Source organism: Oenococcus kitaharae DSM 17330, assembly GCF_000241055.1.
Classification (GTDB): Bacteria; Bacillota; Bacilli; order Lactobacillales; family Lactobacillaceae; genus Oenococcus; species Oenococcus kitaharae.
Map to the genome: position 1 here is coordinate 673279 of NZ_CM001398.1, position 15643 is coordinate 688921.

Genomic DNA, 15643 nt, shown 5'->3' on the forward strand with positions numbered 1-15643 from the left:
GACAGTAAGCGCTTACAATTATACTATTTAGCTGTAATGAAACGTTACAAAAAAGCTTTAGCTTTTGAGGAGGATTGATTTTCATGAAAAAAGGGAGATTAATTGCAGTTATTGCGGCGGCATTGGTCATCGTTGTACTGCTTGTTGTGTACTTTAATAATGGGAGCGGCTCGTCAGCTAGTTCCAAGAAGCAAGTCACAATGTGGGTTCATTTTTCCAAAACGGACCCTGAAGGCAAGGCGATGCAAAAAAACATTACTGCCTTCAATAAAGATAATAAATCCGGCTATCAAGCGACAGTTCAATACATTCCACGCAGTGGCGCAGGCGGCGGATATGAAGACAAGATTAACGCCGCGCTCAATTCAAATAGTCTGCCAGATGTTTTGACGTTGGATGGACCCAACACAGCGGCGTATGCTAAGTCAAAAATTATCCAGCCGGTTGGTAAGTATATTACAAATAAAAGTGATATTTTGCCAAGTATTATTTCTCAAGGCACTTATCAGGGCAAATTATACGCAGTTGGTTATTCCGAGTCAGGTGTTGGTATTTTCTACAATAAGAAAATGTTTAAAGAAGCGGGCATTCCCGATTCCGAACCACCCACTTTGACAAAGACTTGGAATTGGGATCAGTTTACATCTATCGCAAGAAGGCTCCATGAGCACTTTAAGCAGCCAGCTATCGATATGCAGCTAGCTGACCACTCAGAGTGGGCCATTTATTCCTTCTCGCCATTCCTTTGGTCAGCGGGAGGCAACATTACTAACCCATCAGGAACAAAAGCGACCGGGATTTTCGATTCCAAAGCCAATGAATCTGCTTTCGCCTTTCTACAGAATCTAGTAAAGAATGGTTATACGACAATCAGCCCGATTAAAGCTGGTTTTCAAACTGGTAAATATCCAATGATGATGTCCGGCTCGTGGACAATTCAAGAATTAAACAGTTCCTACAAGAATATTGATTATGGTATCCTGCCATATCCAGTATCACCTAAAACAAATAAATTAGTTTCACCAACTGGTAGTTGGCAGTATGCAATGAGTGCCAGCACGAAGAAGACTGCCGCAGCTGGTGCCCTGGTCAACTTCTTGACACAAACCAATCAAATGTACCGTACCTCGATGGCCAACACTGTTTTGCCAGCACGTAAAAGTGTTTCCCGCCGGATGCTGCCTCAAGTAACGGCTCCGATGAGGTTCCTCATTCAGCAGAATCTGAAGAGTGGCCATTCCCGTCCGGTGCTGGTTAATTACCCACAAGTATCACGGACATTTGCAGACACAGTTACAAAAAGCACCTACTATCGCCAGAATCCTAATATTGCTTCACTGCTTAGAAGCGAAGCAAAAACGATTCAAAGCTATCTGAAGTAATGAATATCGTCATAGCTGCCGGCAGTTGTCGCGAGACGGCTCAGCAGCTATTTTGATTAAGGAGACAAATATATGAACAATATATTGGCAAAAAGGAATAATCAGGCTTGGTGGTATATTTTTCCGGCGCTGCTGCTGCTAGCCTTGTTTCTCTTCATCCCGGCGCTGCTTTCGATTTATTATTCGCTGACTAATTATTATATGCTAGCACCCCAGGATCGCCAATTTATTGGTCTGCTGAATTATATTAATTTGTTAAAGGATCCGGTCTTTTGGACCAGCGTGAAAAACATTGGTCAATTCGTTTTGTTCGTCATGCCGATTCAAGTCGGAACAGCATTAGGATTGGCCTTGATTGTGAACAGAAAAAGGCCTTGGAACACATTTTTCAAAGTTTCTTTTTTCGCACCAGTGGTCGTCTCGCTAGCTGTCACATCAGTTCTTTGGCTGTACATTTTAAATCCAGATCAAGGACTGCTGAACAATCTATTAGTTAAACTAGGTCTGCATGCACAACCACTGTTAACCAGCCCGAAACAAGCGATGTTTGCGATTATCGGCCTCTCTGCCTGGCAGGGAGCGGGTTATCAAATGTTGATTTTCTTAGCTGGATTGCAAAACATTCCCACAGAATTATATGAAGCTGCTCGAATTGATGGTGCCAGCAAATGGGAGCGTTTTCTGCACATTACATTACCGTTGCTGAAGCCAACCTCATTGATGATTCTGACAACAACCTTTATCGATGCTTTTAAGCTGATTATCCAGCCAATGGTTATGACCCAAGGCGGGCCGCTGAATTCGACGATTACGCCCGTTTACTATATTTATCGAACCGGATTTACAGATAGGCAATTAGGCTATGCCAGTGCTATGAGTGTCATTTATGGTTTTGCAATCATTCTTTTTACCTTGATTCAAAGGAAGATTACTGGAGCGGGAGGCGATCAGAATGCGTAATCCAAGAAAATTTGCTTACACAATTATTACGACCATTTTAATTACATTGATTGCCTTGCTGTTTTTGTTCCCGCTAGTCTGGATGATTGCCTCATCTTTGAAACCGGAAGCACAAATTTATAATAATATGGACAACATCAAGGCTTTCTTGCCATCATTTCACATTAACCAGTGGGGTACGGCCTATCAAAGCTTGTTAGCACGATTTAATATATTGGGATTTATCATTAATAGTTTGATTTATGCCTTTGGTGTCACGGCTGGATCGATTATTGTGAATTCCTTGGCTGGGTATGGCTTTTCTAAATTTACTTTTAAAGGACAAAAATTTGTTTTCGGTTTGCTAATCGCGACTTTAGTCATTCCTGGCGAAACAATCATTATTCAAAAATTTCAGATTGTGAAACTTCTGGGCATCATTAACACGCCTTGGGCAGTTATTTTTCCTTCTATTGCTGCACCCTTCTATATCTATATGTTCAAAAATTTCTTCGATGCCATTTCCAGCGATGTCATTGAATCGGCTGAGATGGAAGGTGCCGGGACATTTACAATTTATTGGAAAATCATGATGCCAATGGCTAAACCTGCTATGGCAACAGTCGGGACACTTTCATTTATCGGTAGCTGGAACGATTATATCTGGCCGCTAATGGTCTTGACCGATTCTAATAAATTTCCGCTGCAAGTTGCCATTACGAACATTAATAGTACGGCACCTGTTTACATGAACCAAGTCATGGCAATTTTAACAATTTCGACAATTCCGCTCATTATTGTTTATCTTTTCTTTCAGAGGTATTTGGTACAAGGATTGGGCGTTGCAGGAAATGGTGACAAATGACGGAAACAAAATTATTGCAGGCAAACAATTTTATTAGCAAACAGCTTTTGGATCGCGCTGACTGGCGTAAACCCCTCTACCATTTTTCAGCCCCCGTTGGCTGGATAAACGACCCTAATGGCCTCATATTTTTTCAAAACAAATGCCATTTATTTTATCAGTACAATCCTTATTCGACTCAATGGGACGACATGCACTGGGGACATGCTGTCAGCGATGATTTGCTGCATTGGGAAAATCTGCCGGTAGCTTTAGCCCCGGATCATGATTATGACAAATCCGGCGTGTTTTCGGGTTCAGCCATTGAAAAAGATGGTCGTTTATATCTGATGTATACAGGCCACGTCGTAGACCAAGGAACCGTGACCGAGACTCAAAATATTGCTTATTCTGATGATGGTATCCATTTTCAAAAATATGCGGGTAACCCTGTTATCGATGCTCGGCAACTGCCGACTGGATCGCTTACTTCTGATTTTCGTGATCCAAAATTATTTGCTTATAACGATCGCTATTATGCCGTTGTGGCTTCGGCTAAAGATGGACACGGGCAGATTTTACTTTTTCAATCCGAAGATTTACTCCAATGGCGCTTTACCAGTACTTTGTTAGATTCCCGCCCTGAGCTCGGTATCATGGCCGAATGCCCGGACTTATTTCAGACCTCGTATGGGCATTGGGGGCTCGTATTTAGTGCCATTATCGGCGATGGGCAGCCAAATGTCGTTCATCTTGCCAGCGGTGATATTAATTGGGAAACAGCCACGTTTGATCTAGCCAAGATATCCGTATTGGATCAAGGACCGGATTTCTATGCCCCTCAGTCATTTGCTTATCATGGCAAAAGGATTCTGATTCCGTGGTTGAGAAATGATCGCTTGCTGGATTTTTTGGGGAAACAAGGCCACACATGGAATGGCCAGATGGGTATCCCGCGGCAGTTATCAATCGTTAATGACGTCTTGTATCAAGAACCTTTCCTGGATCTACCAGCTTCTTATGATAATCAATCCTTTGTGATTGATACTAAAAAGCCTGTTGCCTTTGCTGGGCACATAATTATCAGCTCGAATTCTGGTTTGCTAACGGGTGATGAATTGATATTTGATAATGGCTCTGGTGATTTGATTCAGCTCAAGCGGCAATCATTAACGCGGTATGAGCTTAATCTGCATCTAGCTACCTTCACCAATCAGCAAGAGATGACAATTGCAGATCCTGTACGTATTCAAAAACTTGATATATTGATTGACAACTCGTCGTTAGAAATTTTTATTAATCAGCAAGTTGCAGCCAGTTTTGTCATTTACCCCAAAAGTGCTCTTCAGAGAATGTCTTATCAAGGCAGCAGCTGTTTTATCGGTCGGAAATTCAAACTATAATTTTTATTTTTTAATCATCTTGGCTAACACCCGATTCAAGCCATGCCTCTTTACGATAAACACGATGAAAAATAAGTCAGTCGCCGATACTGCTGATAGACGATTGAAATGATCCTATATTTGGTAATCAAAATTTAGATACAGTATACAAGCTGCATCTAAATTTTGTTTTGATATTCTGTCGCAAGAATGTCAGACATTTCTTCAGGGCTCAAGTCGCAATTGTGGTCTAGCCATTTTTTGATGATGGCCGTGATGCCTGCTCTAAAAAACTCCTTATGGTAGTCCAGGTTTCGATTATCGAATAGTCTTTGAGCGAGGTGAATATCGTAGTCGCTAATGTTCACTAAGGTATCTAATTTTAATTTAAAGTAGGTTGTGTAAAATGGCTGGTTCTGTTGGATATGGCGAAATAATTTGGTAAAGTCGTTAGAATTATGCTGGCCCTGGCTCTCTTCCTGATATAGTCCCTTAAAGTCGGCTAACATACGGCTTTGCAGCTGATCGATCAAATCGTAGATATCAAGGAAATTAGCATAAAACGTGGATCGGTTCAGATGCGCTTCCTGACAGATATCGATGATAGAAATTTGATGCAAGTCGTGTTCTTGCAGCAGAGTAACGAGCGCCTTTTCAATTTTTAAGATGGATGTCCGTCTTTTTTTATTATTCTGAACGTTGGCCATATCATGTATCCTCGGCAAACTTTATTAAACCAACAAATGTCGTGATATTGATGATTTTTTTTCATTCTAGCACACGTTACACTCAATGTATCAAAGAAGAAAAGGACACTAAAATGATGGCAAAATCAAAACTCATTCAAGCAAATCAAAAAGTTGCAAAATCCGTTGTCGAAGCTCATGAAAAAATAACGGATAAAGTCGTGGGTGCTTACACCAAGATCGAAGATAAATTTGTTGATCAGTATTTAACGCATGATGGCGAAAGCATTGCAGATGCCAAAGCAAGGTTAAAATTAGCAAACGAAGAAAGGCAGGCAAAGCTGAAAGATGAAAAAAAGTAGTTATATCACACTTCTTTTGAGTACTTTAGGCTTTCTTTTCCTAGGCTTGGGTATGTCGATGTCTTTGCTCCCTACCTGGCATTTATTTCAAACTGGTATTGTTTTGGGCATCATCGGACTGATTATTTTATTCATTACTTGGTTGGTTTATCGCAGGATGACTAATAAACCAAGACTCAATCTCAATAAACGAACCATCGGTATTAGCTGCTTGACCTTTCTCGGCGTGATGGTCTTCGGGCTTGGTATGAACTTGACAATGGTTTACCATCAAGAGATTCTTGGTATCGTTATCGGGACAATTGGTATTTTTCTGCTGCTGGCCCTGATTCCAGTGACAGTGGGACTGAAAAAATAAAGCAGGCAATGCCGCGATTTCGACTTACTGTAAAACAGGGTTACGAAAAATCCACTGTTTCATAAGGGTGGATTTAAAAAAGCAGGTTAATATTGATTAATCATTATCATGCAAATATATATCTTTTTGCTGCTGCCAGTATGCATGATCCTCTGGAGTGATTTCTCTTAAGACGTGGCATGGATTTCCGACCGCTACGACATTATCCGGCACATTTTTTGTTACCACAGAACCAGATCCAATGACGACATTGCTGCCAATGGTGACACCTGGATTGATAACTGTGTTTCCGCCAATCCAGACGCTGTTGCCTATCGTGATCGGCTTACCATATTCGAGTTCTTCGTTTCGGATTGTGGCATCAATAGGATGCCCAGCCGTATACAAACTGACTCTCGGCCCCAAAAAGACATCGTTGCCAATTGTGATAGGGGCAACGTCAATAAAAATGCAATCATAGTTGGCATAAAAATGATTGCCAATCGTTGTATAACGGCCATAATCAATTCTAAAGGGCGGCTCAATATAGCTATTGGTTCCGATGCGACCCAATAATTCCTTTAGCAGGTCGTTTTTTTGGTTCACATCTAAATCAATCATTTGATTAAAACGATGAGTCATTTTTTTGGCCCGCATACGCAGTGCCACAGCTTCAGGACTGCCAGCAAAATATAATTTGCTTGTCAACATTTTTTTAATTTCATTTTTAGCCATAGAAAGATTCCCTGCCCTTTGAGTTTAAAATGTATGCGCTTTCGTCAAGTATTTTAGCATAGCTAAGTTGATTGATGACATGAAAATGTTCGATCAATGAGTGATCAACTTGTTAGTGTGTTTTATTGGTTAAACAAATCTTTGCATTCATTTGATATTAGGGCCGATAGGATATAAGCTGGAAATAGAAGAAAGAAGGACAAGCTTATTACATTTGGCATATACGATATCAAACACAACTGGTTTATCAACGAAAAGAAACAGAGTCCGGAGGCGTCAATCAAATTGTTCGATAGTATCGAACAAGCTTCGGACTTTGCGAATAAATACTATCTGAACAGTCGGCAGACTGCCATGTACAGTATTTATGAGATTAAAGATTGATTGGATATCCGAGAAACGCCCCAATAATGTCGGCGTTTTTTTGTTGCTTTTTTAGAAAACCATCGCGTTCTTCGTAATATTCAATATGGCTGTTTTCCGGAATAGGTTTTCGCAAGTTTTTTTAATTAAAAAGAAACCTTTACTGACTGTGTGTACAGTTTTTGCTGCTAGCTTTGTGGTAACTGCGATCCTATTAACACTATTTTTAAACTACCAGCATGCTGCCACGAATTTACCAATTGATTTAAAAAGCCAGATTAAAGATTTTACTTTTGTTCAAATCCTATTTAAGAATTTAATCGTGGCCTTAATCTTAGTATCGGGATTCTTCCTGATTAAAATTCCGACGATTCTTGTGCTAATTGCGAATGCTGCGGTATTAGCTTTCATCCTGACAGCCAATATTTATACGACTGGCGCCTGGCTTTACTTTATTCTGTTAGTGAGCATCCATGGGGTGGCTGAACTGACGGCTTTGTTTATTGCGGCTAATATTGGTTTTCAGAAAATCAATCTTGCCAAGAAGCAGCAGCGAAAACAACTATTGAATAGGATGCTGCTGGTAGCTGCTTTGCTGGCTTTAGCAGCTTTTCTAGAAACTTGCGTGACCCCACTATTTTGGAGATGACTGATGATCATTGCTTTTGTTAGTTCTTTAAGAGCGGCTTATGCGAATCTTCCCTTCGTTAAAAAGATAACCGCGAGAAAACTTCTATTATATTGTTTTTGCGCATATACAGCTTCTGTTTTCGGCCTCTTTTTTTCTGCATGGGCTTCGTTGAGGCTATCTCCATCATTGCTTCGATGGATCGCCCAACAATATCCTTTGCTAAAAAACGTTTTTACCGAGCCGGTGATTGCTGTTTTTCTCGTTATGCTGGTCAATTTCGTTGTCTTTGTGCCGGATATGCGATCAGTTGCGGCTGCTACTCAAAAGCAGCCATTACTCGCTATGCTGGCCCGTGATAGTTCTTATCGTTGGCGAGTGGCTGCTGGTTTTTTCGCTCAGACCTTTTTTAAGATTATTCGAATACCAATTGTCATGACAAGCTTAGTTTTGTTCTTGACTAGCGGATTCATGATTCGCCTAGCTGCGATTACCATGTTGATTATCACTGCGACTGCAGCCTTATCTATTTTTCTGCAACGTATTGAATCAAAACGCCGCCCACTGTTATGGCTGAATCCACTAGCTTTTGTCACAGCTTTTCTCATAGCCATTCCGATGAAAGATTGCATTCAGGAAGCGTTGTCTGAATTGCTCATAAAAAAATCTATTGGAACTATACACTTTCATTTGAATGCCTTTCTTTTAGATTGGCACAGTGGATTGTTATTTGGTTTATCTTGCCTGATGTTTTTTCTGCCAGCATGTTTAGCTAAACCCGCTCGGCATTTTTCTTACATGAAAGATTTTAAAAGCAGCATCGCGAAAAAGTCTTTGTCAGATGCGTTCACAGCTGCAACGCCTATTTTCTATTTATTGTCAGGATTTGGATTGTCCACACTTGGTCAGATTACTGAAATGAAAGTTGCTCTTGGCATTGCTTTTATGCTGCTGATATATCCAGCTGTTTTCTTAATGCCCAGCATCCTGCAGCGTTTCCCGGAATTTTTTGAAATCAAATACCATTTGGATTTCTTCATTTGGCGAAAAAATTATGCCTTACTGATTCAAAATATGCTGGTCGCGATCTCTCTCTATTTGGCCCTGCGTTTAGCGCCGTTTTATCTGCTCATCATATGCCTAGCTGCTTTGGGCGGCTGGCTGGCTGCTGCCATGCCGCTAGTATTACTGACCTTTTCGCTGCTGCTTTTATTGACGATGGCTCTCCAACTAGCTGGGCTAACTAGCTGCTCTGTGGGCATCCACAGTGCTTTTGATATTCAACGACAGAAAACGGTCTTAGCTGTCCGCAACATGATTGAAGCCATTATGTGGATTGTCTGGCTGCCTTTGTCATCACTGCCGATAGTTGCTTTTATGTACTATGATGTCTCTTTTCTGACGTATTCTGGTCTGTCGACTCTGTTTATCGTTATCAATGCAGCAGCTATGAGTTTCATGATCGCCATCAGCATCCGGCAAAGCCAAGAAAGGAAAAGTGTTTTATATGCCTAATATTTGTATTCAAAATATGTCTTTTGCCTATGAGGATGCGGCGGTTATTAAAAACTTGGATCTAAATTTTGATTATGGCCAAGCTTATCGTGTCGCCGGTCCCAACGGTGTTGGGAAAACCACTTTATTAAAATTGATTCATGAAGATTTACACCCTGATAGCGGGTCGGTAAAGATACAAAGTCACGCAAATGACAACCTTTTTTTGAGTGATCAGAATACGCTTGATCCCCATTTATCTTTTAATGACCATCTATCTTTTTTGAAGTCTGTCAAGCAGTTGAGATGTCATGAAGCTTTTTTGACTCAACTGATTGAGCAATTGCATATGCTGCCATACCTGGGCACTGTGACTGCCGATCTATCTCTGGGAACGAAAAAGAAACTCTTGTTTATGCTGTCCTTGGCCCAAAAACCGAGAACTTTAATTCTGGATGAATTTTTCTCTGGCATTGACTCAGCTGGTATGCAAGTCATTTGCGGCTATTTAAATGCTTTTGTTGAGGAAGACAATACTTTGTTATTCGTGACGCATGCCAATGAAAAACTGGGACGTTTACACTACAAGACAATATCTTTTTAGCGACAAAAAATATCAGAATAGATACATTTTATTTAATTAATTTTTTTATAAAATCTTGTCTTAACATAATGTGTTAAAATACACAAAAGCCTTGGATCTTTGACTGATCTGATGTTATTGTGTCAGGAGACCCAAATGTTAGGGAAGTTTTTATCTTTTTCAAAGAAATATTCACTGTTATTACTATTTTTAATTCCGATTGCTTCTTTTGTAGAAATATCTGTCGCTTCGATTCTGTAATTATTGACAGATGCTGCTAACGGCAGGGCACATATCACTTATGGTTTATTGGTTCTGCTGGTATTGGCTTATATCGTTGTCGATGCACTCTTTTATTTTTTTAGTTCTTATTTCAGGGAGAAATGGTTGAATTTGACCGCTGCTGCTGTCAGAGCTAGTCTTATGCACAAATATTTATCTGAGCAGCAAGCGCTGGCTTCAAGTCGTGATGACAATAAATCCAGTTCTTTTAATCAATTAACTAATAATATGGCTGTGCTGCAAGACGATTATTTGCGTGCAACTGTGTCCATCTATGCTGAACTGTGTCAATTTATCATTGCCATGGTCATTTCACTTTTTATCCAGCCCATGCTCTGTTTGGTCGTCCTGGTGTTGTGCTTGCCCGGCCTATTTATTCCGCTTTTAAATCAAAAATTGTTGAAAGCTTCGAAAAAAGATGTCCTTGCTTCCTCGGAAAAATACACACAGATTTTGCGGAATATCTTAGATGGCTTAAGAACGATTCAGCTTTTTAATGTCGATCGCATTATGCGTCATCTTTTTGACCGCCAGAATCAAGATTGGTTGACCAAACAAAATAAAGATCAGAAAAATCGAAAACTAATTGGCAGTTTATCGCAGCTGCTTGATAATTTTCTCTATCTCGGTACTTGGGTTGGCGGGATTTATTTCGTCATGAATAAATCAATCTCATTGGGTCAGTTAGTGGCTTTTTCGCAGTTGATGATTTTTATCGCTGAACCGCTGCAGTCGGCATCGGGGCTCATGGCTGACTATGTGGGAGGTCAAGAAGCAGCCAAAAAGATTCAAGCTAATTTAGCCTTGCAGCAAAAAAATCCAGTCGGTCAAACAATTAATAAATTAAAGTCAATCGCCTATCAAGATATTGTTTATACAAAGAAGGATCAGACAATTCTTCGTCACATTAATTTCAAATTTGAGACTGACAAGCATTACTTGATTGTCGGCAAGACGGGTTCCGGCAAGACAAGCTTCATGAATCTGCCTTTGCTGGATAAAAACGGCTATACAGGTAAAATTCTGATTAATGGCCATGACCAAAAAAATATTGATCTGGCAAGTCTGCGTGCTCGCTTAGGTGTCGCTGAACAAAGTGGTGCAATTTTCTCGGCCAGTTTTCAAGATAATCTCAGTCTATTCAGGCAAAAATTTTCAAAGAGTCAGCTTCAATCAGCCCTAGCGCAAGCTCAATTAAGCAATTATGCCAATGGCGAAGCCTTCGCCAAACAGTTATCTAGTTCTGGACACGAATTATCCGGTGGTGAAGCTAAACGTTTATTTATTGCCCGAACGCTGTTGGGTCATTTTGACTATCTTCTTTTCGACGAACCTGCTAGCGGATTGGACCCGCATACAGCACAGGCGATTGAAGAGATGCTCATGCAGCTGGATTCAGGCTGGACCGTCATTACGCATCACTACAATGAGGCCTTATTTACCTTTGCCGATCAGATTTTAGTCATGGCCGATGGCGAAATTGCTGCTAACGGACCGTTACAGGATCCGACGATTCAAGCATCTTTGATGAAACTGAATTTGTTAAAACCCTAAAGCATCTGTATGCATCTGACGTCATGCGAATTGTGACAAAATTAGTCAAATTTCACATTGTTTACTTTGTAACAAAGTCCGAGTAAAATATTTTGTGGATACGGAGGTATTTAATATGACAGATCGTTTGAAAGACAAAGTCGCGATTGTGACTGGCGGAACGCTAGGCATCGGCTTATCGATTGTTGACTTGTATTTGAAGGAAGGTGCCAAAGTGGTCTTTACCGGCCGCAGGCAAGCTGTTGGCGAGAAGGCTTTAGCTTCCTTGGATAATTCGGCTAATGCTAAGTTCGTGGTGCATGATGCTTCTGATGAAGAAGGCTGGAAGAAATTATTTGCCGACACAATTGCCGAATTTGGTAAGGTAGATATTCTGGTAAACAATGCTGGTATTGGCGTTCCTGGAAACGTTGAAAACACAGATTATGCACAGTGGCGCCAGACCATGGCAGTCAATCTGGACGGTGTCTACCTTGGTACGCATTATGGCGTGATTAATATGAAGCACCCTAAAAGCGGGGATGCAGTTATTTTGAATGTTTCGAGTATTGAAGGTTTGATCGGTGATCCTGATTTGTTCGCCTATAATGCGACGAAGGGTGCTTTGCGGATTATGAGTAAATCAGCTGCTTTGTATTGCGCGAAAAATGATTATAACCTACGTGTGAATACAATCCATCCGGGTTATATTAAGACACCTTTGGTGGACAATATGCCTGGCGCTGAAGCAGCTATGAGCGATCGCACCAAGACGCCGATGGGACATATTGGTGTCCCGGATGATATCGGCTGGTTGGCTGTTTATCTGGGTTCTGAAGAAGCCAAATTTGCGACTGGTTCTGAATTTACAGTTGATGGCGGCTACACAGCTCAATAATGTTGCTGCATCAATATATAGAAAAACCGTCCACTAATTATGGACGGTTTTTATTTTATGGATGTATTGAACCAAGAAAGTGTATTATAAAAAAATCATGTCTTTATTATTGAAGGAGACCAATCATGACGGATGATTCTTTTAACATCGTTTTTATTTTAATACTCGCTTTGACTATTTATGTCAGCAATAGGACACAGGATACCTCATTAATGCAAAAATTGCGGTCTTACCGCAGCTACTCGCTTCTTGCCATTGGTGTATTATTATTTTTGGCTCTAGCCCTGCATCACTACTTTAGCTTTTTGCCACAAGGCCAAGTTGTCTTCGTGTGGCCTGTCATCTTGATTCTGCTAGGATTCTTTTATCTGAAAACTGATAAATTAAAGCGTTAAAAAGATTTAAAAAGATGAATGTGTTCACTACTTGTTGTGCATAGCGAGCACATTTGTCTTAGAGAAGTCCAAAAAATAAAACCGTCCACTAATTATGGACGGTCTTTCATCTGCTGAGCTGATTTTTTAAAATCCGGCAAACAGCTGATCGATTGTCTTGAATTCCTTGTCGCTGATATCAATTGACAAAGCAGCAGCGTTGCTTTTGACTTGCTCGGCCTTGCGGGCACCGGGGATCACAACACTGACATCGGGATCGGCCATGTACCAAGCGATCATGACTTGAGCGACAGTTGCTTGTTTTTTATCAGCAATTTGACGAACTTGATCTAAAGCCTTGATGATTCGGTCAAATTGTTCGGCAGAAAACTGATCAAATTTACCGGCATCGGCAGCTGTATATTTACCTGTCAGCAAACCTGAAGCCAATGGGAAATAAGGAACAAAGGAAATACCATTAGCTTTGAGATACGGCAGCAGATCTTTTTCAGCGCCACGATGCAGCAGGCTGTAATTATCTTCGACGATATCTACTTGGCCGTCGACGTTCGCTTCTTTGACTTGGTCAAGAGAAAAATTGGAAACGCCAACTGCACGAATCTTGCCGGCTTTTTTCTCGTCTGCCAAAGCCGCAACAGCTTCGGCTTTGTCTGTCTGATCATCTGGGAAATGGATGTAAAAAATATCAATATAATCCGTCTTCAAACGTTTTAACGCATCGTCAACAGCTTGTTTCAAAAAGGCGGGCTTGTTGTTCAGCTTCAGATTATCTTTCGGGTCCTGCGCTGCTTTGCTGGCAACAATGACTTTTTGACGGTCATTTTTCTGCAACACGTCGCCAATAATTTCTTCTGATTTGCCTAAACCGTAAACATAGGCTGTATCCAACAAGGAAATGCCGTCTGATAGGGCTTCTTGAACTAGATCGTAACCATCTTCGTCTTCTAGACCAGGAAATAAATTGTGGCCGCCGACTTTGTTCGTACCAAGGCCTAATTTAATTGATGCCACGTCGCTGTGACCAATTTTTATAGTTTGTACCATTGATTTGCCTCCATTTATTGATAAGTGTATAGCCTTATTATAGGCTTGATGTAAATCGACTTGGCTGCTAAGAAAAGAAAGCGCTTTTTGATTTTGCCCGCCAGCGGGTTTAAACTGATCATATCTTTAATGTTGAGCAGTGAAGACTCAAATGAAGATTCCAAATATAGAGGTAAACAAATATGTCAAACTGGTTGATTACGGGCTGTTCAAGCGGCCTGGGCTATAATCTGGCTTTAAGTGCTTTGAAAGCTGGCAATAATGTGACGGTCACTGCCCGCCACACGGAAAAAATTCAAGAAATTGTCAATCAATACCCTGACCACGCGATTGCATTAGCATTAGACGTGACGGACCCCGAACAGATTAAGTCGGCAGTTGCTGCTTCCAAAGATCGTTTCGGTGCGATTGATGTTTTGGTTAATAATGCCGGACACGGTTATCGAGCTGCCGTTGAGGAAGGCGGCACAGCCGACGTGGATGAGCTGTTTGAAACGAATTTCTTTGGTCCCGTACGGCTGATCAAGGCTGTTTTGCCTGATATGCGTTCCAAAAAACAAGGTGCTATTGTCAATATTTCTTCGATTGCGGCCAAGAACTCCTTAGCGGGATCGGGCTATTATGCGGCGACTAAAAATGCTTTGGAAGCTATGTCTAAGAGTTTGCGCCGAGAGGTATCACCTTTGGGTATTAAGGTTATGGTTGTCGAGCCAGGTGCCTTTCGGACTGATTTTGCCGGCCGTTCGATTAAAGAGTCGGCTGCTGTGATTGATGATTACGCCCAGACTGCTGGCCTGCGCCGCAAAGACAATGACCATAGCAGCGGCACACAACCGGGTGATCCAAAGAAAGCCGGTGACTTACTTGTTGAAGCCGTGCAATCTGATCACACACCTGACATGCTGCTGTTAGGCAGTGATGCGATTAAGGTGGTCAACCATGAGTTGCAGGCTGACATTAATGGCTTGAAAGCTTGGGAAGGCAAAAGCAAAGAAACTGATTTTTAGATAATAAAAAGGCTGCCTACTGACAACCTTTTTATTATGCCAATCAGGCAATTTTTTTTGTAATTTCATCCAAAGTTCCCTGAAAACCAAAGATTGGCCCATCAGCTTGGACTTTAAAGCTTTCAGATAAGGATCCTGCATCGTAAGGCTGAAAACCAATTTCTGAAATCAAGTCAGTAGCGATTTTTTTAACTTCGCCATTGCCAGCGACGGTCATAACGATCCGATCAGGTGTACCGGCCGCTTTGGCTAGGCTACCTAAATTTGTGACGCCGAAAGTATTGAATGCTTTTGCAACCTCGCTACTATGAAAGTGATTGGCGACCAATTGCGAGCTGGCAATTTTATGTGTGAGTAAGTCCGTGTTTTGCCCATCCCGTTGCGGAAAATAATTGCTGGCATCGATGACTTTTTTGCCTTTTAGCAGATTGCTATCAATATTTTTGATTTGGTTAAAGGGCACAGCCAGCACAATTAAGTCCTGGCCGTCTGCAATATCAGCTAAATCAGCTGCTTTGGCTTGAGGACCAAGTCCGGCGACAATTTCTTTTAAGCTGTCAGCACCGTGGCGATTAGTTAAAGTCACTTCATGGCCGGCTTTAATGGCTAATTTAGCTAGAGCCTGTCCGACATGTCCACTACCGATGAATGCGATTTTCATATGTGTTTCTCCAATCGAATCTGTCCCCATGCCAATTATACTCGCACCTATAATAGACCATCGCTGGTGATCTATAAAAAAGTGCGGG

At 41.2% G+C, this 15643-nt stretch carries 17 protein-coding genes; 13 read left to right on the plus strand and 4 right to left on the minus strand.

Features of this window, described 5'->3' with window-relative positions:
• The first annotated feature begins 83 nt into the window (after positions 1-83).
• From OKIT_RS03360 to OKIT_RS03375, 4 genes are all read left to right on the plus strand, one after another.
• Positions 84-1382: an ABC transporter substrate-binding protein gene (locus OKIT_RS03360; RefSeq protein WP_007745322.1), complete on the plus strand. Its 1299-nt coding sequence runs from the start codon at positions 84-86 to the stop codon at positions 1380-1382.
• A gap of 72 nt (positions 1383-1454) precedes the next feature.
• On the plus strand, positions 1455-2342 hold the full coding sequence (locus tag OKIT_RS03365) for a carbohydrate ABC transporter permease (protein WP_007745323.1): 888 nt from the start codon (positions 1455-1457) through the stop codon (positions 2340-2342).
• Positions 2335-3186 carry a carbohydrate ABC transporter permease gene (locus OKIT_RS03370; RefSeq protein ID WP_007745328.1) on the plus strand — a complete coding sequence of 284 codons (852 nt, stop codon included), beginning with the start codon at positions 2335-2337 and terminating at the stop codon, positions 3184-3186. Before OKIT_RS03365 ends, OKIT_RS03370 begins: the two co-directional genes overlap by 8 nt.
• The gene (locus OKIT_RS03375; protein ID WP_007745331.1) at positions 3183-4568 is read left to right on the plus strand and encodes a glycoside hydrolase family 32 protein; all 1386 of its coding nucleotides are present in this window, start codon (positions 3183-3185) and stop codon (positions 4566-4568) included. The genes OKIT_RS03370 and OKIT_RS03375 overlap by 4 nt, the downstream gene beginning before the upstream one ends.
• Positions 4569-4726: 158 nt before the next feature.
• Here OKIT_RS03375 and OKIT_RS03380 read toward each other — a convergent pair whose 3' ends face one another.
• Positions 4727-5254 (minus strand): TetR/AcrR family transcriptional regulator, encoded by a 528-nt coding sequence (locus OKIT_RS03380; protein ID WP_007745333.1) that lies wholly within the window; start codon positions 5252-5254, stop codon positions 4727-4729.
• Between the two features lie 116 nt (positions 5255-5370).
• On the opposite strand from OKIT_RS03380, the gene OKIT_RS03385 reads away from it, so the two are divergent.
• Positions 5371-5595: a hypothetical protein gene (locus OKIT_RS03385; protein WP_036594022.1), complete on the plus strand. Its 225-nt coding sequence runs from the start codon at positions 5371-5373 to the stop codon at positions 5593-5595.
• Positions 5582-5953 (plus strand): hypothetical protein, encoded by a 372-nt coding sequence (locus tag OKIT_RS03390; protein WP_007745336.1) that lies wholly within the window; start codon positions 5582-5584, stop codon positions 5951-5953. Before OKIT_RS03385 ends, OKIT_RS03390 begins: the two co-directional genes overlap by 14 nt.
• A gap of 96 nt (positions 5954-6049) precedes the next feature.
• On the opposite strand, the gene OKIT_RS03395 is transcribed toward OKIT_RS03390, so the two are convergent.
• Entirely contained in the window at positions 6050-6667 is a 618-nt protein-coding gene (locus tag OKIT_RS03395) for a sugar O-acetyltransferase (RefSeq protein WP_007745337.1), read from the minus strand.
• Between the two features lie 559 nt (positions 6668-7226).
• Between OKIT_RS03395 and OKIT_RS03400 the strand changes: the two genes are divergently transcribed.
• The 6 genes from OKIT_RS03400 to OKIT_RS03425 all read left to right on the plus strand — a co-directional run bounded on the left by OKIT_RS03400 (position 7227) and on the right by OKIT_RS03425 (position 12843).
• On the plus strand, positions 7227-7679 hold the full coding sequence (locus tag OKIT_RS03400; protein ID WP_241778176.1) for a stage II sporulation protein M: 453 nt from the start codon (positions 7227-7229) through the stop codon (positions 7677-7679).
• A 150-nt stretch (positions 7680-7829) separates the two neighbouring features.
• Positions 7830-9173, plus strand: a complete 1344-nt coding sequence (locus OKIT_RS03405) for a hypothetical protein (RefSeq protein WP_148127730.1) — start codon at positions 7830-7832, stop codon at positions 9171-9173.
• Positions 9166-9756, plus strand: a complete 591-nt coding sequence (locus OKIT_RS03410; protein ID WP_007745343.1) for an ABC transporter ATP-binding protein — start codon at positions 9166-9168, stop codon at positions 9754-9756. Before OKIT_RS03405 ends, OKIT_RS03410 begins: the two co-directional genes overlap by 8 nt.
• Before the next feature lie 243 nt (positions 9757-9999).
• The gene (locus OKIT_RS03415; RefSeq protein ID WP_007745344.1) at positions 10000-11571 is read left to right on the plus strand and encodes an ABC transporter transmembrane domain-containing protein; all 1572 of its coding nucleotides are present in this window, start codon (positions 10000-10002) and stop codon (positions 11569-11571) included.
• Positions 11572-11686: 115 nt separating this feature from the next.
• On the plus strand, positions 11687-12448 hold the full coding sequence (locus OKIT_RS03420; RefSeq protein ID WP_007745349.1) for an NADP-dependent (R)-specific alcohol dehydrogenase: 762 nt from the start codon (positions 11687-11689) through the stop codon (positions 12446-12448).
• Positions 12449-12573: 125 nt separating this feature from the next.
• Positions 12574-12843, plus strand: coding sequence for a hypothetical protein (locus OKIT_RS03425; protein WP_007745350.1), 270 nt, complete (start codon positions 12574-12576; stop codon positions 12841-12843).
• Between the two features lie 126 nt (positions 12844-12969).
• Here OKIT_RS03425 and OKIT_RS03430 read toward each other — a convergent pair whose 3' ends face one another.
• Entirely contained in the window at positions 12970-13887 is a 918-nt protein-coding gene (locus OKIT_RS03430; RefSeq protein WP_007745351.1) for an aldo/keto reductase, read from the minus strand.
• A 182-nt stretch (positions 13888-14069) separates the two neighbouring features.
• Between OKIT_RS03430 and OKIT_RS03435 the strand changes: the two genes are divergently transcribed.
• Positions 14070-14894 carry an oxidoreductase gene (locus OKIT_RS03435; protein WP_007745353.1) on the plus strand — a complete coding sequence of 275 codons (825 nt, stop codon included), beginning with the start codon at positions 14070-14072 and terminating at the stop codon, positions 14892-14894.
• A 43-nt stretch (positions 14895-14937) separates the two neighbouring features.
• On the opposite strand, the gene OKIT_RS03440 is transcribed toward OKIT_RS03435, so the two are convergent.
• Positions 14938-15585, minus strand: coding sequence for an NADPH-dependent F420 reductase (locus OKIT_RS03440; protein WP_422385582.1), 648 nt, complete (start codon positions 15583-15585; stop codon positions 14938-14940).
• Positions 15586-15643: the final 58 nt, after the last annotated feature.